At 58.5% G+C, this 19,375-nt stretch carries 20 protein-coding genes, 2 tRNA genes and 1 pseudogene; 17 read left to right on the top strand and 6 right to left on the bottom strand.

Annotation, left to right across the window (positions count from 1 at the left end; translation table 11 throughout):
* Positions 1–135 precede the first annotated feature (135 nt).
* The 4 genes from AB6B39_RS09620 to AB6B39_RS09605 all read right to left on the bottom strand — a co-directional run bounded on the left by AB6B39_RS09620 (position 136) and on the right by AB6B39_RS09605 (position 2,436).
* Complete coding sequence (locus AB6B39_RS09620) at positions 136–447, bottom strand: hypothetical protein (RefSeq protein ID WP_284368808.1); 312 nt, start codon at positions 445–447, stop codon at positions 136–138.
* Between the two features lie 532 nt (positions 448–979).
* Positions 980–1,252: a hypothetical protein gene (locus AB6B39_RS09615; RefSeq protein WP_284368809.1), complete on the bottom strand. Its 273-nt coding sequence runs from the start codon at positions 1,250–1,252 to the stop codon at positions 980–982.
* Between the two features lie 2 nt (positions 1,253–1,254).
* On the bottom strand, positions 1,255–1,710 hold the full coding sequence (locus tag AB6B39_RS09610) for a hypothetical protein (protein ID WP_284368810.1): 456 nt from the start codon (positions 1,708–1,710) through the stop codon (positions 1,255–1,257).
* Positions 1,711–2,361: 651 nt separating this feature from the next.
* Positions 2,362–2,436 (bottom strand) — tRNA-Thr (locus tag AB6B39_RS09605).
* 107 nt (positions 2,437–2,543) lie between these two features.
* Between AB6B39_RS09605 and AB6B39_RS09600 the strand changes: the two genes are divergently transcribed.
* From AB6B39_RS09600 to AB6B39_RS09560, 9 genes and pseudogenes are all read left to right on the top strand, one after another.
* Positions 2,544–2,687: a hypothetical protein gene (locus AB6B39_RS09600; RefSeq protein WP_284368811.1), complete on the top strand. Its 144-nt coding sequence runs from the start codon at positions 2,544–2,546 to the stop codon at positions 2,685–2,687.
* Positions 2,688–2,720: 33 nt separating this feature from the next.
* Positions 2,721–3,986, top strand: a complete 1,266-nt coding sequence (murA, locus tag AB6B39_RS09595) for a UDP-N-acetylglucosamine 1-carboxyvinyltransferase (protein ID WP_284368812.1) — start codon at positions 2,721–2,723, stop codon at positions 3,984–3,986.
* Between the two features lie 24 nt (positions 3,987–4,010).
* Positions 4,011–4,427: a DUF2948 family protein gene (locus AB6B39_RS09590; protein ID WP_284368813.1), complete on the top strand. Its 417-nt coding sequence runs from the start codon at positions 4,011–4,013 to the stop codon at positions 4,425–4,427.
* A complete protein-coding gene (locus AB6B39_RS09585; RefSeq protein ID WP_284368814.1) occupies positions 4,424–4,924 on the top strand; it encodes a UPF0262 family protein in 501 nt (166 codons plus the stop codon). Before AB6B39_RS09590 ends, AB6B39_RS09585 begins: the two co-directional genes overlap by 4 nt.
* A complete protein-coding gene (locus AB6B39_RS09580; protein WP_284368815.1) occupies positions 4,921–5,319 on the top strand; it encodes a hypothetical protein in 399 nt (132 codons plus the stop codon). Before AB6B39_RS09585 ends, AB6B39_RS09580 begins: the two co-directional genes overlap by 4 nt.
* 88 nt (positions 5,320–5,407) lie before the next feature.
* Positions 5,408–5,626: pseudogene (infA, locus tag AB6B39_RS09575) on the top strand (translation initiation factor IF-1).
* An 11-nt stretch (positions 5,627–5,637) separates the two neighbouring features.
* Complete coding sequence (locus AB6B39_RS09570; RefSeq protein ID WP_284368817.1) at positions 5,638–6,216, top strand: Maf family protein; 579 nt, start codon at positions 5,638–5,640, stop codon at positions 6,214–6,216.
* Complete coding sequence (locus AB6B39_RS09565) at positions 6,213–7,229, top strand: ribonuclease E/G (protein ID WP_284368818.1); 1,017 nt, start codon at positions 6,213–6,215, stop codon at positions 7,227–7,229. Before AB6B39_RS09570 ends, AB6B39_RS09565 begins: the two co-directional genes overlap by 4 nt.
* A complete protein-coding gene (locus AB6B39_RS09560) occupies positions 7,226–7,411 on the top strand; it encodes a DNA gyrase inhibitor YacG (protein WP_284368819.1) in 186 nt (61 codons plus the stop codon). Before AB6B39_RS09565 ends, AB6B39_RS09560 begins: the two co-directional genes overlap by 4 nt.
* Here AB6B39_RS09560 and AB6B39_RS09555 read toward each other — a convergent pair.
* A complete protein-coding gene (locus AB6B39_RS09555; RefSeq protein ID WP_284368820.1) occupies positions 7,408–8,214 on the bottom strand; it encodes a glycerophosphodiester phosphodiesterase in 807 nt (268 codons plus the stop codon). The genes AB6B39_RS09560 and AB6B39_RS09555 overlap by 4 nt on opposite strands.
* 35 nt (positions 8,215–8,249) lie before the next feature.
* Positions 8,250–8,325, bottom strand: a tRNA-Phe gene (locus AB6B39_RS09550).
* A gap of 210 nt (positions 8,326–8,535) precedes the next feature.
* On the opposite strand from AB6B39_RS09550, the gene tkt reads away from it, so the two are divergent.
* The 8 genes from tkt (at position 8,536) to guaA (ending at position 19,195) form a co-directional block, all read left to right on the top strand.
* Complete coding sequence (tkt, locus tag AB6B39_RS09545) at positions 8,536–10,530, top strand: transketolase (protein ID WP_284368821.1); 1,995 nt, start codon at positions 8,536–8,538, stop codon at positions 10,528–10,530.
* Entirely contained in the window at positions 10,527–10,955 is a 429-nt protein-coding gene (locus AB6B39_RS09540) for a TIGR01244 family sulfur transferase (protein WP_284368822.1), read from the top strand. Before tkt ends, AB6B39_RS09540 begins: the two co-directional genes overlap by 4 nt.
* Positions 10,956–11,004: 49 nt before the next feature.
* On the top strand, positions 11,005–12,741 hold the full coding sequence (locus AB6B39_RS09535) for a SulP family inorganic anion transporter (RefSeq protein ID WP_284368823.1): 1,737 nt from the start codon (positions 11,005–11,007) through the stop codon (positions 12,739–12,741).
* Positions 12,742–12,886: 145 nt separating this feature from the next.
* On the top strand, positions 12,887–14,035 hold the full coding sequence (locus tag AB6B39_RS09530; RefSeq protein ID WP_284368824.1) for a Ppx/GppA phosphatase family protein: 1,149 nt from the start codon (positions 12,887–12,889) through the stop codon (positions 14,033–14,035).
* Positions 14,036–14,041: 6 nt separating this feature from the next.
* Positions 14,042–14,791 (top strand): RlmE family RNA methyltransferase, encoded by a 750-nt coding sequence (locus AB6B39_RS09525; RefSeq protein ID WP_284368825.1) that lies wholly within the window; start codon positions 14,042–14,044, stop codon positions 14,789–14,791.
* Between the two features lie 60 nt (positions 14,792–14,851).
* Positions 14,852–16,309 (top strand): IMP dehydrogenase, encoded by a 1,458-nt coding sequence (gene guaB / locus AB6B39_RS09520; RefSeq protein ID WP_284368826.1) that lies wholly within the window; start codon positions 14,852–14,854, stop codon positions 16,307–16,309.
* 27 nt (positions 16,310–16,336) lie between these two features.
* Positions 16,337–17,611: an RsmB/NOP family class I SAM-dependent RNA methyltransferase gene (locus AB6B39_RS09515; RefSeq protein WP_284368827.1), complete on the top strand. Its 1,275-nt coding sequence runs from the start codon at positions 16,337–16,339 to the stop codon at positions 17,609–17,611.
* Positions 17,612–17,623: 12 nt separating this feature from the next.
* A complete protein-coding gene (gene guaA / locus AB6B39_RS09510; RefSeq protein WP_284368828.1) occupies positions 17,624–19,195 on the top strand; it encodes a glutamine-hydrolyzing GMP synthase in 1,572 nt (523 codons plus the stop codon).
* Positions 19,196–19,375 lie beyond the last annotated feature (180 nt).

Raw genomic sequence — 19,375 nt, 5'->3', positions numbered from 1 at the left:
ATCAGGGAAAGCGGGAGAGCCCTCACACGCGTTATCGGCGCGCTCTAGGATTTCCGCCCTGATTGCCTTCCACTCTTTGGAGTTCGTTGATCCGCCGGGATAGCGCCTCATGTTTCTGGCAGAAATCGGCATCTCCTACCCCTCCCCATCCTTGAGGGCGCGGCGGGCTTGAGCTGCTGCGGTCCTTACCGCCATGTCGATGTGATTGCGTAGCGAGGTCCGGCACGACGGCCCGAGCATATCCCATTTCTCACGATACATGTCCCGAAGGTGAGACAGCCCGTCAGCCCCTACGCCGGAAAACTCATGGTCCGGGGAGCCGACCAACTCGTCCAGCGCGGCTTGAAACATTTCTGCCCGCGCCTCCGCATCGGCAAGGCGGGCTTCTAGGTGTTCGCAGTAGTCGAGTAGGGCGGGGGCAGCGGCAGCCAGACCCAAGTTTGCCATTCGATCGTGGCCTCGCGCGCATGACAGGTCAGGGTGGCCGTCATTCTGTATGGTCGGCGTAATAACCTCTACATCTTGCCCACTCCGCCAGTCAGAGCGAATGCGCCGCCAAGAAGAGCCGTCTCTTATGAACCACGGCCCCGGCGCCGCCTCTGCCAGCAACGCCTCCAGCTCGTCCATGGGAGGGACGGTCGGGGCGGTCATTGCTTTACAGGCTCCCGGACGAGAACGGCAGGCTCGTCCTCCATGCGTATCCAGTCTCCCGGCTTCCCAATAGTGTGGAAACCACAAATTTCATCGCCACCTTCATCAATTGCGCAACCATACTGGCAAGAGACAATACGGCTTGGCCAACTATGGACGTAGACCTCCAATGCCCGGGCATCTTGCCAAGGCTCCGGCATGTCCTCGACCGCATGCCAGCCGCCTCTAATTTCATTAGGCAGCGGCGCTCTTTCTCGCTTCATCTCTATTCTCCTTCCGCCCGCGTCGGGCTGTTGTGTGCGCGCCGGGGAAGACGCGCGGGGTGGGGTTAGTCAGACACTTTCCACACGCGGACGCCGATCACGTCGCTCTTGGCAGCGCGCTTGCAGGTGAAGATTGTCGTGTCATTCAGATCTCCGGATAGGCGCATGTCTCGGATGCGGGACGTGACCATGCCTACACGCGCTTCCTTGCCGTCACGGCGCGACCAGAAGAAAGATTGCCCCACGGGACAATCGCGGAGATTGCTCGACAAGATGAGCATCGCTCCGCTCATTCGCGCGGGCATAGGAAACTCATCGGTGAACCGACTATCAGCCATCTTCATTCTCCATTCTGGTCTGTCCGTCCGCCGTCAGGGCGGGGATCGGGATTTATCGGGCATTGATGGTTGGGGCAGCGCGCCAGAAACTCTGTCGTCCGGGCGCGAAGATCAGCTTCGACTTCATCGTAACTTGCGCTGTAGGGCAGGAGCGTCCCGTCATCGTCATGCTGCAGGATGTGAACGAACCGACTTTGCGTGACTGGCTCGGCGGCGATCGGCTGGTCGGAATGCAGCTGTTGTTGCTGCGTGCCGCAAGCCGCTACGAACATTGCCGCCAGTGTGAGCATTCTCTTATCCATCATCCGCCCCCTTTTCGTGCTGCTGATCGGGCATTGATGGTTGGGGTGGACCGGACAATCCGCGTCCAGTTGGTAAAGCCCTTCATAGCGGTAGCCGTCGCCGTCGCAGCGACACGCCTCCGCACGGGATGGGGTCGGGGTCATGCTGGCAGGCATCAGGCGGGGTCCTGCAAAGCAGCGCGTCCAGCGCCGGTAATCCGATAGTGATTGGTCCGACGGATGCCGCCGAAGGTGCGCACCTCGGCAAGCCCCTTACTGGCGAGCTGCCGAAGCGTCCTTCCGTGATAGCTTGCGTCCCATCCGCCTACGTCCATAGGACGCGCCCAGTCGCCGCCCTCGGTGAAGTAAAGCAGGCCTCGAAGGACTTCACGCTGCCGCTCGTTCAAGCAGATAGGTGGGCGCTGCACACTCACAGCCCCACCCCCATATTCACACATCGCCCCGAAAACAGCCCCATCCAGCCATTCCACGGTATGAACGGAGCCTTGCTTTCAAAGGCGGGCAGTCGGGCCACCCCAGCCGGACGGGAGTGGCCGGAAACGGTTTCCACTTTTTCGGCAAGCCATTGACCGTATTGGCCGGATCGGCGTTTTGGTTTACCGCCAAGCCATTGACGTATCAGGCGTAAACACCAGACTACGAATCTGGTGTGGTGGGCAGTGCGTTCCGGCGTTGCCCAAGAATTGCCCAACTTTGTTCTACCAGTTTGCACCGATATCGACGTTTTGGGACACGTTCGACGAACGTGGTGACAGCGCGAAACCGAGGCGAAACCGCCGAAAAGTCCAGTAATAGTGGGGCTTTTGCTGGTGCCGCGGGAGAGAATTGAACTCTCGACCTCATCATTACCAATGATGCGCTCTACCACTGAGCTACCGCGGCCTTCAGGTCGTGGGGACCGGCAAATCAAACCGGGCCTTCCGAAGGCCGCGCGCTATAACTTGCGCATGCAGTGTTGAAAAGCCCCTTCACGCGGTTAGAAACGCTGCGTGACAGGTGAAAAAAAATCCGATGTGAAATCCCGCGAAGACAGGCTGGCGGAACAGTTGCGGGCCAACCTTCGCCGACGCAAAGCGGCCGCGCGCAAGACGCGTCAAATCGATGACCGCAAAAAAGACGCGCCTGAGCCTTGATAACGTCTAACGGTCGCGTCATGCGCCCGTCCTATGGACAAGATAGTGATCGAAGGCGGATTTCCGCTGCGTGGCGACATCCGGATCAGCGGCGCGAAAAACTCCGCAATCAAGTTGATGGCTGTCAGCCTCCTGACGGATCAGCCCGTGACGCTGACCAACATGCCGCGACTACGCGATACACGCTCAATGGGTGAACTGCTGGCCCATCTGGGCGTGTCTGTCGAGGAAGAGGGCAACGCGACGCTGAAACTGCATGCGCCAAAGCTAAGCGGGACCGAAGCTCCCTACGATCTCGTCCGGAAAATGCGTGCCAGTTTTAATGTGCTGGGTCCGTTGCTCGCAAGAGAAGGGGAAGCGCGCGTCAGTCTGCCCGGTGGTTGCGCGATCGGCGCACGGCCTGTGGATCTGCATCTGAAGTCGCTGGAAGCGATGGGCGCAAAGATAGAGCTGGAACAGGGTTATGTTGTGGCCTCGGCTCGCAGCGGATTGAAGGGGGCCGAGATCGCCTTTCCCTTCGTCACCGTCGGCGCGACTGAACATGCGCTACTGTCGGCTGTTTTGGCTGATGGAGAGACGGTGCTGATGAACGCGGCCCGGGAACCCGAAATTGTCGATCTGGCGGAATGTCTGAATGGCATGGGAGCGAAAATCAGCGGGGCCGGGCGGTCGGAGATCCGCATTGAGGGCGTTAAGAGCCTTTCAGGAGTAACTCATTCTGTCGTTCCCGACCGGATTGAAGCCGGTACTTACGCCCTGGCCGCGGCAACGGCAGGCGGTGCCGTGCGACTGACCCATGTCCGGCATGATCATCTGGGGTCGCTCTGGCCGCTCATCGCGCAGGCGGGCGCACGTGTCAGTCTCGATGATCAATCCGTCCTGATCGAGCGCGGCACGGGCCGGCCCAAACCCGTCAATGTCGACACGCAAGCCTATCCTGGCTTCCCAACGGATCTGCAGGCGCAGTTCATGGCTCTGATCGGACTGGCAGACGGCGTGTCGATTATTCGTGAAAACATCTTCGAAAACAGGTTCATGCACTGTCCGGAGCTGACCCGGATGGGGGCGGACATTACAGTGCGCGGGCGTGAGGCGATCGTTCAGGGCGTCGCGGACTATGTCGGCGCCCCTGTCATGGCGACCGATCTCAGGGCCTCGGCCAGCCTCATCAATGCTGGACTGGCGGCGCGGGGTGAAACACATATTTCCCGGGTCTACCATCTTGATCGTGGCTTCGAGAATATCGAATTAAAGCTTGGACAATGCGGGGCGCGCATTAAACGCGTCCGCGACGACTAGGATTGTGCAAGGGCTGAAAAAGCGATGAGCTTGAAACTGATTGCCAGTGACGCAGATGATCTTCGGATCGTTGCAAGCGCCCTGCAGGACGCGATCCTGCGGGTTGGCGATATTGAATGGAACGCAGCACAGCGGTTTCTGACCCTGCGTCTGTCCCGCTTTCGGCATGAAGCCGCTAAAGCCGAGCGCATCGAGGCAGGTCTGCGGATCGATGGCGTCACCGCAATGCGCAGTCAGGCTATAGACCGAAGCCACCCCGATGCTTTTCTGGTATTGCTGAGCCTTGCCTTTGACGTCGGCGACGCGCCTTCCGGGACATTGACGGTGACATTTGCCGGTGGCGGCGCATTGCAACTCGATGTCGAAGCGCTGGATGTTCTCCTCGCCGATGTCGGTGATGGCCGCCGTACCCGTCATCGCCCGGATCATGCCGTGTCATGAGTGACGAGCCTGATTATGAGGCTGGCGAGCATTTCATCGCCGAGCTGCATATCGATGATGAAAGCCTGCCTATTACATCCGTCGAAATGCAGCATGAGCGTCGTGTTGCCATTTTCGACCTGATCGAGGGCAACCAGTTCAAACCACTTGATTCGGTGTCCGGGCCCTACATGGTTCGTCTTTCACTTGAAGAAGGCCGTCGTCTGCAATTCGATGTCAGCACAACGCTGGGCGTCCCACGAGCGCAGATCGGCCTGTCGGTCGTTCCCTTTCGGCGGATCATCAAGGATTATTTCATGATCTGCGAGAGTTATCACAATGCTATTCGCACGGCCACATCTGCCCAGATCGAAGCGATCGATATGGGTCGCCGCGGACTGCACAATGAAGGGTCGCGGCTGTTGAGCGACTCGCTGCGCAATCAGGCCGACCTCAGCTTCGACACGTCGCGGCGACTTTTCACGCTGATCTGTTCTCTCCACAGGCAGAATCGATGAGCGAGACCGTCCTTTTTGTTTGTCAGCTGAACATGGTCCGCTCGCCTATGGCAGAAGGAATCGCTCAAAAACAAGGGTTTATGGCGCAATCTTGCGGATTGGAGCCCGGTGATGTCGATGAGCTGATGCTGGCGGTGATGCGCGAGGTCGGGATCGATATGAGCGCACATCAGCCGAAATCCCTGCAAGACTTTGCAGATCAGACCTTCGACCGTGTTGTCGCATTCTCACATGACACGAAGGATGCCGCCGAAGCCGTACTGGGACCGGATGCGCCTGTCGAGCTCTGGACCGTGCCCAACCCATCTTCAGCCAGTTATGACGTGCGCGCCATTATGGACAATTACCGCGCCATTCGATCTGTCATTACCAACAGGCTATCACGGCTATCCTGATGTATTTACCCTTTCGGTTAGCGTGAAACGCCCTATATAGCGCGCGAAGAACGGGCTGCACCGGGCAGCGACGGATTAAGGACTGGTTTTGGCCAAAGAAGAACTCCTCGAATTTGAAGGCGAAGTTGTCGAACTTCTGCCAAACGCCACCTTCCGCGTGAAGCTGGTCAATGATCATGAAATCATTGCCCACACGGCGGGCCGGATGCGCAAGAATTGAATTCGTGTGCTGGCAGGCGACCGTGTGACCGTTGAGATGACTCCCTATGATCTGTCCAAGGGTCGGATCACCTATCGCTTCAAATAGCACGGCCTTATATGTCCGGTGACGGCTTCATACTGGCCAGTGCCAGTCCGCGTCGCCTGGATCTCCTGGCCCAGATCGGACTGACCCCTGACGCTGTTATTCCGGCCGACATCAATGAAAATCCAGTTGGAGGCGAGTTGCCGGGACCGCATGCATTGCGTCTGGCGCAGGAAAAGGCCCATCATGTTGCGAAACAAAACGCGGCATGCGTTGTTCTGGCGGCCGATACTGTGGTCGGTGTTGGGCGCCGCATTCTTCCCAAAACCCATGAAACCGACGAGGCCGAAACCTGTCTGCGTCTCATGAGCGGCCGCGCGCATCGCGTTTTTACGGGTATTTGCGTGATCGATCGTGACGGATTATCGCGCTACCGTCTCAGCGAAACACGCGTGAAGGTCAAACGTCTGTCTGAGCAGGAATTGGCGACCTATCTCGACAGTCGCGAATGGCACGGCAAGGCCGGCGGTTACGGGATTCAGGGTCGTTTCGGTGCCTATATTCATCATCTATCGGGCTCTTACACCGGGGTTGTCGGTCTGCCGGTCTATGAAACACGCACCCTGCTCGTTGCGGCTGGAGTGAATGCATGAAACGGCGCGCCGTGATCGAGGACTGCATCGGGGAAACCCGTGCAGCAGTCTATGAGGGTCGCAAACTGGTCGAGCTCCATCTTGACCGTTGGTCTGACTTCAATACGCCCCGGATCGGCGAGCGCTGGACAGGACAGGTGACATCAATCGATCCGTCCGTGGGCGGGCTGTGGCTCGAATTGGGGAAGGGACCATCGGGGTTGCTGACATTCAAGGCTCAGAAAGATCTGCCGCGTCTGACCGAAGGCGCGCTGATCGACGTCATCATCACCAAGGAAGCCATGTCCGAGAAAGGTCCGACTCTGCGTTATGTGGGCGATCCTTCGCGCGATAAGCCCGGAGCTGTGACCGTCCTGTCTCTGCAGCAACGCCTTGAATCCCGCTTCCCGGATATCGGATTCGAAGATTCGACGGTCGGCGTCATGGATATGGCGACCGAACGACAGCTTGCAGTCCCGGGCGGTGGAACGGTTACATTGGAACGCACACAGGCACTGATTGCGGTCGATGTGGACAAGGGCGGCGCTAAAACAGTTATGGATTGCAGCACCAATGCGGCCAGCCTGATAATGTCGCAGCTGCGTCTGCGGGGTCTGGGCGGTCTCGTGGCGGTTGATTTTCCCAACATGCGCCAGTCAAAACATCGCAGTACTCTGATCCGCCTTCTGGAAGAGGCCGGCGAGGCTGACCCGGCTAGTGTTCGGGTTGCTCCTTTTTCGCGTTTTGGCGTCGTTGAGATGACACGAGGGCAGGACGGGCCTTCGATCGATGCCAAGATGAATGACCGTTTTGGGCGCCCGACGATAGAAACGCAGTCCATTCAGGCTCTGCGACGTCTGACACGTGAAGCCAGAGCGGCGCCGGGTGCCCGATTGACGCTGAGCGTGACCCCAGACATTCGACACTGGCTTGACGACTGCCCGTTCGACTGGCGAACGCCACTGACTGAACGCATCGGTGCGAGGTTTACCCTCGATGAAGGCAACGCAGTCGATGTGCGGGGCGACCGATGACCGAGACGTGTCCAATCTGTCGGAAGCGCGAGGCTGTAACCGCGTATAAGCCCTTCTGCTCAAAACGCTGCTCGGACGTCGACCTAAACCGCTGGCTGACAGGCCAATATGCGATCCCAACAGAGGAAACTGTGTCAGAGGTGCCTGTTATGGTCCCCCATCCTGACGCCGCAAACGATTAGCGGTAGCTCTCGAAGGGGGCGCGCGAGTCACTGAAAAAGGCGTCGTGACCGAACCGGGTCTCGGCCTGTTCGATAGCTGCAGCTGTGACGTAGGAAAAGGCGCTGACCCGCGTGCCGTCCAGATGGTAATCGTCAACCAGGGCGGCATTGATCTGATTGGCCGGAACGCAGACCCAGTCGATGATCTGCCGCAGTTCTCCGCGTAAGGGCCCATTGACGAACCAGCCGGACCGTTCGCCGTGAACATGTCTTCGAACGGGTCGTTCAATATGGCCCAGATGAGCGTTGAAGACCTTGTGAATAGAGCGTGTCGCTACACCGGGTGACTGACACCAGTGCGACAGGCAAGAATGAGCGCCCGGGTCGATATCATGCAGTGCGAAAAGGACTTCGGGTAACCAGGACACCCAGACGGCGCGATTTAGCAAGCCATATGCAGCACAGAGCGCGTAGAGCATTTCCTCAAAGCCCGCATCCTTCATATCGACCAGAATGCGACACGCCCGGTTATCATGAGCTGCGATGGCAGCAAAAACCGATTCTGCCATCGGCATATGCGCGAAGTCACCGCCGAGAGATGTCAGATCACGCGCATATATGTCGCAGACCTTGTGCCAGCGTCCGTTTTTGTCGCGGGCCGCTTCATCATGCGTGACAAGCGGTGTTCCACACGCGGTTAGCCGGATGTCGAACTCTATCTGACGAACGCCAAAATCGAGTGCCGCCTTAAGACCGTCCAGCGAGCTTTCCCGTTCTGCGAATCCACGAAACCGATGCGAAATGATCTGGTCGAACTTGGCCATGCGTCGTGACTAAACCAAGATAATGGGAAGGGAAATGGTGCCCGAACCTGGATTTGAACCAGGGACACACGGATTTTCAATCCGTTGCTCTACCAACTGAGCTATTCGGGCCCTTTTTTCGAAGTCGCGTCTATAGGGTCGCGAGTCGGGCCTGTCCATATCGGATTACCTATCGATTTGCAGCGGTGTGAGGCCCTGTTTGTCGCTGTCCCGTTCCTTGGGCTAACAGTCTGATGCTGGGAGGATATTCGTCCACATTCCATGGCTATATGCACGTAATGGCGGGTTAACCTGTCGTTAAAATCGTGGCATTGATCCGTTATGACCGACATGACTCAGAGCCAGCGCGACCATCGTGACATGGCGAATGCCATTGCTGCCCTCTCTATGGATGCGGTCCAGCGCGCCAATTCCGGTCATCCGGGCATGCCGATGGGCATGGCGGACGCGGCGACAGTCTTGTTTTCAAAGTTCCTGAAATTCGACCCCAGCGATCCTGATTGGGCCGATCGCGACCGGTTCATCCTTTCGGCGGGCCATGGATCCATGCTGATTTACAGCCTGCTTCACCTGACGGGCTACAAGGCGGTCACGATGAAGGAGATCAAGAATTTCCGGCAACTAGGTTCGATTACGGCCGGGCATCCGGAATATGGTCATGTGCCCGGCGTCGAGACGACGACAGGTCCACTGGGGCAGGGTATTGCTAATGCCGTCGGTTTCGCTCTCGCCGAACGCCATATGAATGCCCGTTACGGTGATGGCCTGGTCGATCACCACACCTATGTGATCGCTGGCGATGGCTGCCTGATGGAAGGGATTAGCCAAGAAGCGATCAGTCTGGCCGGTCATCTGGGATTGAATCGGCTGATCGTTCTCTGGGACGACAATAATATCACCATCGATGGCCCTGTTTCGCTCTCGGATTCAACTCATCAGAAGAAACGGTTCGAAGCCTGCGGCTGGAAAGTCATCGAGATTGACGGACACAATCCGCAGCAAGTCGCCAGCGCACTCCGCCGCGCCAGGAAATCTGACAAACCGACGCTGATCGCCTGCAAGACGACGATCGGTAAGGGGGCACCGACCAAGGCGGGCCTGAATAAAGCACATGGGGCTCCGCTGGGTGATGATGAAATCGCAGGGGCCCGTGCCGCCATCGGCTGGGAACATGTTCCATTTCACATTCCAGATCATGTCTACAAGCTGTGGAAGCGTCCGGGGCGGCGTGGCCGCAAAGCCCATCGCGAGTGGCGTTCGCGCCTGCAAGCCTCTGATCATCAGGCCGATTTCGAGCGCGCCATGGCTGGCGATTTGAATGGAGGCTGGCTGGACAGCTTCCAGGATTACAAGGACCGGATCGCGGTGGAACAACCATCTCTGGCGACCCGCGCCGCATCCGGGAAGGCATTGGGTCCGTTGACCGAAGCTCTTACGGATATGATTTCCGGCTCTGCCGATCTGGAAGGATCGAACAAGACCAAAACCCCGGCCACATCGAACGAAATCCAAGCCGGCAAATATGGAGGCCGCTACATTAACTACGGCATTCGCGAACATGGCATGGCTGCTGCCATGAACGGCATGGCGCTGCATGGAGGAATTCTGCCCTATTCGGGACTGTTCATGGTGTTCATGGATTATTGCCGACCATCCGTGCGCTTGGCCGGGTTGATGCAGAAGCGTGTTATATATGTGGCGACCCATGATTCGATCGGCGTCGGCGAAGACGGTCCCACACATCAACCGGTCGAACATCTGGCATCGCTGCGGTCCATGCCGAATGTCTACACATACCGACCTGCCGATGCCGTCGAGACGGCAGAATGCTGGGAACTGGCCGTTCAACGCAGCGACGCACCCAGTATCATGGCTCTGACTCGCCAGAGTGTTCCGGCTGTGCGCGACGACGCATCGAAGAACTGGTGTGAACGGGGCGGCTATGTATTGCGTCCGGGGGAGGGTGCGGACGACATCATCCTGATCGGGACGGGCTCGGAAGTTCACCTCTGCGTCGAAGCTGCGAAACGTCTGCAAGAGGAGGGCATCTCCGCACGCGTTGTGTCGATCCCCTGCATGGATGTGTTCATGGAACAGGACGCGAACTATATCACCTCTGTCTTAGGCCAGTCTTTGCCCAAAGTCGCCGTCGAGGCCGGTGTGAGACAGGGATGGGACGCCTTGATCGGTCGTGAAGGGACATTCATCGGGATGGACGGATTTGGCGCATCCGCACCCGGCGCGCATCTATTCGTACACTTCGGAATTACGGCTGACGCTGTTTACAACGCTGCCAAAGCCAAGCTGAACGGATGAAGGAACTGCCCGGAGATGTGTTCGTGACGGGACAACTCATGCCGGCCCAGCTTGCAGCGCTGGCCGAGCAGGGCGTGATGAGCATCATCAATAATCGCCCCGATTTCGAAGCGCCGCTCCAGCCTGCATCGGATGAAATGGAGCAAGCGGCCTTGAGTGCGTCGATCGATTATTTCCATATTCCCATGGCCGGTGCGCTCACACCCGGTCTGATCGAGGCATCAATGACAGCCTACGACACGACCCCTCGTCCCATCGTGGCCTATTGTGCGTCGGGCATGCGCTCTGCCGCACTCTGGGCGTTCGCCCATGTCGACAGGATGGGCATCGACTCCGTCATGCAGGCGCTGTCTGACGCCGGCTATTCGCTTGAACAGATCCGTCAGCCATTGATGGAATTTGCCGCAAGAGACCGTACCTGCTGAGCCGGAGCTCATTCCGCTCCCACCGGGTGGCCACCTAATGAGTGGTGTCGTGCAAACAGCGCTGACTCGGCAGTTTGGCTGGTTGTCAGGCTATAATGGGCGGCAGTTCTCCAGCGACGTTGTGGCTGCAATCGTCGTCACCATTTTGCTGGTTCCGCAGTCACTGGCCTATGCTTTGCTGGCCGGACTCCCGCCCAAGGTCGGCATTTATGCGTCGATTACGCCGCTCGTCGCCTATGCTCTACTCGGCAGTTCGCGGCAGCTCAATGTCGGCCCAACCGCCGTGATTTCATTAATGACCGCAGCAACGATTGCTGATCTACCGGATGAGACCAGGATCGTCGGTGCAGCTGCACTTGCCTTTATCGTCGGCATGATGCTGATCGGGGCTGGCCTCCTCAAGGCGGGTTTTCTGATGAATTTCGTCTCTCGGCCTGTCGTGTCAGCCTATATCACGGGCGCGGCTTTTCTGATTATTGTGAGCCAGTTGCGACACATTGTGGGTGTCGAGGGCGGTGGACGGACTGCTCTGTCGATGATCCAGAGCCTGTCGCAGCAATTCGGACAGATTAGCGCGATTACGATGGTCGTGGGAGGGGCCGCACTGTCGCTGTTCTTCCTCGCTCGAAACAGCATCGCCTACAGGCTCGTCAAGGCAGGTGTGTCCAGTCGTCGTGCCAAGATGTTGTCCCGTATGGCGCCGATCTTCATCATTGCGGTTTTCATCATCGCCAGCTGGGCAGGGGATCTGGAACAGATCGGTCTGGCCGTTGTCGGTGACGTCCCCGGCGGTCTTCCGCCTTTCGCATTGCCTTGGGTCGAACAGTCCTTGATGCAGTCCCTGCTCGTGCCGGCGGCTGTGATCGCGATCGTCGCCTTTGTCGATAGCACGTCGACGGCGCAGGAACTGGCCGCCCGCAAGCGCGAATCGATCAACGCCAATCGGGAATTGTTCGGTCTGGGCGCTGCCAATATCGCTGCGGGGTGGTCGTCGGGTTACGCGGTAAACGGCTCCATGTCGCGCTCGGCGGTCAATGCTTCGGCTGGCGGCGAAACTCCGCTTTCAAGCATTATCGTCGCGGCCCTGATGGCGCTGACGGCCATGTTCCTGACCCCGCTGCTCAGACCGCTCCCGCTGGCCGTGCTGGCGGCCCTGATCATTATTGCCTGTCTGTCTCTGCTGGATTTCCGGTCGATCTGGCGGACCTGGGTCTATTCGCGGCTGGATGGTTTGACGGCTGTGGCGACTTTCTTGGCCGTTTTGCTGCTGGGCGTGCAGTATGGCGTGCTGGTCGGCGTTGTCCTAGCCATGGCGCTTCATATCCGGACGACAGTCAATCCGCATATGCCCCTGGTCGGACGGTTCCCGGGTACAGAGCATTATCGCGACGCCGATCGTTTCGTGGTCGAGACCAGTGATCGGGTGAAAACGCTCCGGATCGATGAGAGTCTTTATTATGCCAATGCGCGGACGCTGGAAGACCGCGTGGCTGGAATCGTTTCAAAGCATGAGGACCTTACGGATCTGATCCTGATGTGTACGGCTGTGAACCGGATCGATGCGTCGGCACTCAACTCCCTCGAAACGATCAATAATCGCCTCCGTGCTTCGGGGATCAAGCTTCATTTTTCCGACATGCAAAGTCGGGTGAGGGAGCGCCTGTTCCGGTCGTCTTTCCTTGATCGTCTGACAGGGCGAATATTCCTGTCCCAGCATGAGGCCATGGAGGCCTTGGAGCCAGAGCCTGACTGGTCGTTTCTGGACGATCATATTGATATTCATTGAGCTTTACCGCGTGCTTCATGCTTAAACCCGGCCTTGCACCTGTCGGCAACGCTCGCTAACAACGACGGGACACGAAACAGCAGGACGACCGAAAGGCGCGCCCGACAGGGCAGCGACTCGGGCGACCGCGAAAAGAAAGACGGCCATGCCGGACGATATGCAGTCCGGATCCGAGCCTGCGCCGACTCCACGGGATGAGTCTGCGCCGCGTACGGCACGGAGACGGGCAAGACCCAGGAATGGTGCGCGGCGTCCTCAGACGGGGAATCGCCGCGCCAGTACATTTGCCGCGATCGATCTTGGCACCAATAACTGCCGTCTTCTGATTGCGCGGGAAACACCGAACGGGTTTCGGATTATCGACAGCTATTCGAAGGTTGTGCGTTTGGGTCAGGGTCTGGCCCATAGTGGCGAGCTTGCACAGGATAGTATGGATGCGGCTGTCGACGCGCTAAAAGTCTGCGCTCGCAAGATGAAGTCCAAACAAGTCAAGCGCTGGCGATGTGTGGCGACGGAAGCGTGCCGCCGGGCAGATAATGGCTTGGAGTTTCTGCAACGCGTCAAGGACGAGGCGGGAATCGCGCTTGAAGTGATTTCGCCGCGCGTCGAATCCCGTCTAGCCGTTATGGGCTGCGTCAAACTGGTGGATCCGACCAAGGACGTCGCTCTGGTCATTGATATTGGCGGCGGATCGACGGAGCTCTCCTGGGTCGACATTCGCAAGCTCAAGGATCAGGACAGCACGCGTATTCATCGCCCGCCTATCAGTGCCTGGGCGTCGTTGCCTTTTGGGGTCGTCACCCTGTCCGACGCGGTTCCGGAGCGCGAAGATCGCGACAACTGGTATGAAGAGATGAAGGAGACAGTCAGGGCCGCCATTCGCGAGCAAGGCTGCGACACGCGCTTCACGCGCGCCTTCGAAGATGGCCGCGGCCATCTGATCGGCACGAGCGGGACTATTACCTCGCTGGCAGGTATTCATCTGAAGTTGCCATTTTATCAGCGCGACAAGGTGGACGGCCTCTGGCTACGATCGCGAGACGCGGTCAATGTTGCGCGCGACATGGCGTCACGGTCTCCTGAGGACCGGGCCAAGGAGCCGTGTATCGGGACAGACCGGGCGCGTATGCTCGTCGCGGGCTGTGCGATTATCGATGTCGTTTGCGCGATGTGGCCTTCAAAGATGATCCGTGTCGCCGATCGTGGTTTGCGCGAAGGTATGCTGATCGGCCTGATCGGGCATGGCCGAGATAATGACGGCCCAAAACCGGCAAGGGGCCGCGATGACGGATAAGCGGCCATGACGAATAAACGTATGAGCGGTGGAAAGCCTAGCGACGAAAAACGTCGTCGTCAGACCAAACCCGATGCCGACAACGCAACGCGGATGCTGACTAAGAAGGTCAAGACGGCCCGCGGTCGCAAGATCAGTTCCAAGCTCTGGATCGAACGTCAGATTAATGACCCTTATGTGCAGAAAGCCAAAGAGTTGGGCTACCGGTCACGCGCGGCCTTCAAACTGGAAGAACTTGACGACAAGTATAAGCTTGTTGGTCGCGATGCGCTGATCGTCGATCTCGGTTGTGCGCCAGGTGGATGGATGCAGGCGGCATTCAAGCGCGGGGCCAAACGTATCGTCGGCATTGATATTCTGCCTGTGGAAGCTGTGCCCAACGCCGAAATCCTGCATTTCGACTTCATGGCGGAGGATGCGCCGGACCGCTTGAAAGCGCATCTGGACCGCGCCCCTGACCTCGTCATGTCGGATCTGGCAGCCAATACGACCGGCCATAAGCAGACTGATCATCTCAAGACCGTCGCGCTTGTCGAAGCGGCAGCTGAATTCGCGATGGATGTTTTGAAACCCGGCGGGCACTTCGTGACCAAAGTCTTTCAGGGCGGCACGGAAGAGCAGCTCCTCAAGCGCCTGAAAGACCAGTTCGAATTTGTGCGCCATGCCAAACCGGCCAGTTCCCGCAAGGGATCACCGGAAATCTACCTTGTCGCAAAGGGCTTTATCGGACCACAGGGCGGTCCTGACTCGCTTTAATGTTTGCGGGTGAGCGACGACCCTGATAGGGGCGGCTCGCAAATGGAACGGAGACTCCCGATGGAGATTCGAGAAGGCCTGACCTTCGATGACGTCCTTTTGCAACCCAAGGCGTCCGACATAGTCCCAGCGCAAGCCCGTCTGACGACGCGGTTGACGCGCGGCATCATGATGAATGTCCCACTTCTGAGCGCGGCGATGGATACGGTCACGGAAGCACCGCTCGCAATCGCCATGGCGCAGATCGGCGGTATTGGCGTGATACATCGAAACCTGTCTGTCGACGAGCAGGCGGAAGAAGTCCGCCGGGTCAAGCGTTACGAATCCGGCATGGTTGTCAATCCGGTTACAATCAGCCCGGAGGCGACACGCGGCGATCTGGCCGCGCTGGGCGATCGCTATAATTTCTCGGGCCTTCCCGTCACCGAATCCGATGGCAAGCTGGTTGGGATCATTACGAACCGCGACGTGCGCTTCGCCGACGATCCGACGCAAAAGGTCCGGGACCTGATGACGACTGATCTCGTCACGGTGAAAGAAGGCGTTACGCAGCTGGAAGCGCGCGCCTTGTTGCATAAGCACCGTATCGAGAAGCTGCTGGTCGTGGATGATGATTATCGCTGTGTCGGCCTGATCACCGTCAAGGATATGGAAAAGGCGCTGACTTATCCGAACGCCTGTAAGGATGCGTCCGGCAGTCTGCGTGTGGCTGCGGCCTCGACGGTCGGCGATGCAGGCTATGAGCGTGCCGTTGCCTTGATCGAAGCTGGGGTCGATGCGCTTGTCATCGATACGGCGCATGGCCACAGCTCTGCAGTCGGTGCACAGGTCACACGTATCAAGGCAGCCTATCCGGACACGCAGATCATTGCCGGAAATATCGCCACAGAAGCGGCAGCCCAGTCACTCATCGATGCGGGGGCCGATGCGTTGAAAGTGGGGATCGGGCCGGGGTCCATCTGTACCACCCGTATTGTCGCGGGTGTGGGCGTCCCACAACTGACAGCTATCATGGATGCGTGCAAAGCGGCTGATAAGGCCGATGTGCCTGTCATCGCCGACGGTGGCATCAAATATTCCGGTGACATGGCCAAGGCTCTTGCAGCAGGCGCGTCTTCGGCCATGGTCGGTTCGCTGCTGGCTGGAACAGAAGAAGCACCCGGCGAAGTTTTCCTGTATCAAGGCCGTCAGTACAAAGCCTATCGCGGCATGGGGTCCGTGGCTGCCATGGCCCGCGGATCAGCCGATCGCTATTTCCAGAAAGAAGTCAGCGATTCCATGAAGCTCGTGCCGGAAGGCATTGAAGGGCGTGTCGCTTACAAGGGTCCGGTTGGGCCGATACTGCATCAACTGCTTGGCGGTGTGCGGGCTGCAATGGGTTACACAGGGTCCGAAACGATCAGCGATCTGCACCGCAATGCCGAATTTGTTCGCATCACAGGTTCTGGCCTGCGCGAGAGCCATGTTCACGACGTTCACATCGCCCGCGAAGCGCCCAACTACTCGATGCCCGGCTAATGGGTCCGTCCGCGTGAGCCAGATTCGATGAGACTGGGCGGGCGCATAGCTGCGGCGGAAGAAGTCCTGCAGGACATTCTTGAGCGTCGGACACCCGTTGCTCTGGCTTTGCGGGACTGGGCGAAAGCGCATCGTTTCGCCGGTTCCAAGGACCGGGCGGCGATTGGCAATATCGTCTATGACGCCCTGCGACAGCGCAGCAGTCTCGCTTTTCGTATGGATGACGACAGTCCGCGTGCACTTGCTTTTGCCGCAACGGTCTGGGGCTGCGGCGTATCGCTCCCTCAGCTCGACTTCGGCGATGACCGTCATGCCCCCAAACCGTTAAGCGACGCCGAGCATGCCAATTTGAATGGCCGTATCGATCTGGCGACAGCGCCGGACTGGGTTCGGGCGGATGTGCCGGAATGGGTCTGGCCGGCATTCGAGAACAATTTCACGGACGAGGCGATCCAGGAAGGACAGGCTCTGGCCCAGCGTCCATCCCTGGATATGCGCGTCAATACGATCAAGGCCATCCGCAGCGATATTCAGACGGAAGCTACACCAACCATCTTGTCGCCGATCGGGCTCCGCCATCCGCCAGTTGACGGCTTCGGACGACATCCCGACGTACAATCCACGGCAGATTACCAGCGCGGCAAAATTGAAATTCAGGATGAAGGCAGTCAGCTGGTTAGTTTGCTTTGCGCGGCGCAGTCTGGCGACAAGGTTCTGGACTATTGCGCGGGCGGCGGCGGAAAGTCCCTGGCACTAGCCGCAGACATGAATAATCGCGGCGAGCTTTACGCTTACGATATCGACAAGCGCCGTCTGGCGCCGACCTGGCAACGCGCAGACCGGGCTGGGGCGTCGATCATCGAGGTAATCGCGCCGCCAGCCGAAACGCTACCCGCGCTGAAAGGGTCGATGGACCGCGTGCTGATCGATGCGCCCTGCACGGGCGTCGGAACATGGCGACGCAAGCCCGATGCGAAATGGCGATTGACTGAGTCCGCTCTGGAACGCCGGGTCAAGGAGCAGGTGACGGTTCTCGACGAAGGATCGCAATTCGTGAGACCGGGCGGCTATCTGTTCTATGTGACCTGTTCGATGCTGGCTGAAGAGAATGAAGCCCAGATCTACAGCTTCCTCGAGCGATCGGAGGGCTTTTCGCTCCTTAGTGCGGGTGAGGTGTTCGAAGAACGATTTGGCGTCGATGGCCCGAAACCATGGTCAGAAGACGGGCTGACCTTGACGATGACCCCCGCATCGACCGGCACGGATGGCTTTTTCTTTGCCGTCATGGAACGCCAGTCTTGATTGGAAGTACGAATGACTGAACAGCATGACGAGATCATTCAGCAGCATGAACGGTTGTTGATCGTCGATTTCGGTTCACAGGTGACCAAGCTGATTGCCCGCCGTGTGCGTGAAAGCGGTGTCTATTCGGAAATCCATCCATTCAACAAGGTCGACGCCGCCTTTCTCAAAGCCTTCAATCCCAAAGCGCTTATTCTTTCGGGTGGCCCGGCCAGTGTGGCCGATATGGGAAGCCCGCGGGCCGACGATGCGATCTTCCAGCTCGGGGTTCCCGTACTTGGCATCTGTTATGGTCAGCAACTCATGGCGGCTCAACTCGGCGGAGCCGTCGAAAAATCCGATGAGCAGGAATTTGGTCGAGCCTATCTGGAAAAGACGGGCGTATCGCCACTCTTTGCCGGGCTGACGGAACGGGAGCAGGTCTGGATGAGTCACGGTGATCGCGTGAGCGACATGCCGGACGGGTTTGAAATCATTGCAAAAAGCCCGAACGCACCCTTGGCCGCCATTGCTAATGAAGCGCGTCGCTTTTACGGCGTCCAGTTCCACCCCGAAGTTGTACATACGGAAAATGGCGCACTCATTCTGCGTAACTTCACGCACACGATTGCCGGTTTCAAAGGCGATTGGACGATGGCCGCCTTCAAAGGCGAAATGATGCAGGCGATCCGCGATCAGGTTGGTGACGGCCAAGTTATTTGCGGACTGTCCGGCGGGGTCGACAGTTCTGTTGCAGCTGTGCTGATCCATGAGGCCATCGGCGATCAGCTGACATGCGTCTATGTCGATACGGGCATGATGCGAAAGGGCGAGAGCGATCAGGTCACAGCACTGTTTCGCGATCACTACGACATCAATCTGATCCATGTCGATGCAGGCGATGAATTCCTATCGCTGCTGGAGGGCGTGTCCGACCCGGAGCGCAAGCGCAAGATCATCGGCGGAACCTTCATCGACATTTTTGAGCGCGAAGCCAAGACCATCGGCGGCGCGAAGTTCCTCGCCCAAGGTACGCTCTACCCCGACGTGATCGAATCTGTTTCCTTCGATGGCGGTCCGAGCGTCACCATCAAGTCCCACCATAATGTGGGCGGCCTGCCAGAGCGGATGGACCTAGAACTTGTCGAGCCCTTGCGCGAATTGTTCAAGGATGAGGTGAGGGCGCTTGGTCGTGAGCTCGGCCTGCACAAGGACTTCGTGGAACGCCACCCGTTCCCGGGCCCGGGCCTTGCCATTCGTTGCCCCGGCGAGATCACCAAGGCGCGGCTCGATATTCTGCGCGAAGCCGACGCCGTCTATCTCGATCAGATCCGCAAACACGGGCTCTACAATGACATCTGGCAGGCCTTTGCCGTACTGCTGCCCGTACAGACTGTCGGCGTTATGGGCGATAGCCGTACCTATGACTATGTCCTGGCTTTGCGGGCCGTGACCTCAACCGACGGCATGACGGCGGACTATTATCCTTACAGCCACGATTTTCTAGGCGAGACAGCCACGCGCATTATCAATGAAGTGCGCGGTGTGAACCGGGTCGTCTATGATGTGACGTCCAAGCCGCCCGGAACGATCGAATGGGAGTAGGGAACTGATCCATTGTGATATGCTAAGCCACGGTGCTTCGATCTAGGCCTTTCGTCGACGCCCCCAAGAAACGGATTTGCCGATCACGATGTCTCGACGCGTGCCGATCTGACGGCAAGGCTGAAAGGCCTGAATGCGGAGTCCCGAGCGCGCTTCTTCATCCCGGAAGACGGCAAAAGT

Origin of the sequence: Algimonas porphyrae, from assembly GCF_041429795.1 — a bacterium.
Taxonomy (GTDB): domain Bacteria; phylum Pseudomonadota; class Alphaproteobacteria; order Caulobacterales; family Maricaulaceae; genus Litorimonas; species Litorimonas porphyrae.
This window is presented reverse-complemented; position numbering and strand designations above follow the sequence as displayed.

Bases quoted from the DNA above. Each gene is read 5' to 3' on its own strand.
- AB6B39_RS09620 (WP_284368808.1), bottom strand. From the start codon at position 447: ATGGCAAACTTGGGTCTGGCTGCCGCTGCCCCCGCCCTACTCGACTAC.
- AB6B39_RS09615 (WP_284368809.1), bottom strand. From the start codon at position 1,252: ATGGCTGATAGTCGGTTCACCGATGAGTTTCCTATGCCCGCGCGAATG.
- AB6B39_RS09610 (WP_284368810.1), bottom strand. From the start codon at position 1,710: ATGCCTGCCAGCATGACCCCGACCCCATCCCGTGCGGAGGCGTGTCGC.
- murA (WP_284368812.1), top strand. From the start codon at position 2,721: ATGGACAAGATAGTGATCGAAGGCGGATTTCCGCTGCGTGGCGACATC.
- AB6B39_RS09590 (WP_284368813.1), top strand. From the start codon at position 4,011: ATGAGCTTGAAACTGATTGCCAGTGACGCAGATGATCTTCGGATCGTT.
- AB6B39_RS09585 (WP_284368814.1), top strand. From the start codon at position 4,424: ATGAGTGACGAGCCTGATTATGAGGCTGGCGAGCATTTCATCGCCGAG.
- AB6B39_RS09580 (WP_284368815.1), top strand. From the start codon at position 4,921: ATGAGCGAGACCGTCCTTTTTGTTTGTCAGCTGAACATGGTCCGCTCG.
- AB6B39_RS09570 (WP_284368817.1), top strand. From the start codon at position 5,638: ATGTCCGGTGACGGCTTCATACTGGCCAGTGCCAGTCCGCGTCGCCTG.
- AB6B39_RS09565 (WP_284368818.1), top strand. From the start codon at position 6,213: ATGAAACGGCGCGCCGTGATCGAGGACTGCATCGGGGAAACCCGTGCA.
- AB6B39_RS09560 (WP_284368819.1), top strand. From the start codon at position 7,226: ATGACCGAGACGTGTCCAATCTGTCGGAAGCGCGAGGCTGTAACCGCG.
- AB6B39_RS09555 (WP_284368820.1), bottom strand. From the start codon at position 8,214: ATGGCCAAGTTCGACCAGATCATTTCGCATCGGTTTCGTGGATTCGCA.
- tkt (WP_284368821.1), top strand. From the start codon at position 8,536: ATGACCGACATGACTCAGAGCCAGCGCGACCATCGTGACATGGCGAAT.
- AB6B39_RS09540 (WP_284368822.1), top strand. From the start codon at position 10,527: ATGAAGGAACTGCCCGGAGATGTGTTCGTGACGGGACAACTCATGCCG.
- AB6B39_RS09530 (WP_284368824.1), top strand. From the start codon at position 12,887: ATGCCGGACGATATGCAGTCCGGATCCGAGCCTGCGCCGACTCCACGG.
- AB6B39_RS09525 (WP_284368825.1), top strand. From the start codon at position 14,042: ATGACGAATAAACGTATGAGCGGTGGAAAGCCTAGCGACGAAAAACGT.
- guaB (WP_284368826.1), top strand. From the start codon at position 14,852: ATGGAGATTCGAGAAGGCCTGACCTTCGATGACGTCCTTTTGCAACCC.
- AB6B39_RS09515 (WP_284368827.1), top strand. From the start codon at position 16,337: ATGAGACTGGGCGGGCGCATAGCTGCGGCGGAAGAAGTCCTGCAGGAC.
- guaA (WP_284368828.1), top strand. From the start codon at position 17,624: ATGACTGAACAGCATGACGAGATCATTCAGCAGCATGAACGGTTGTTG.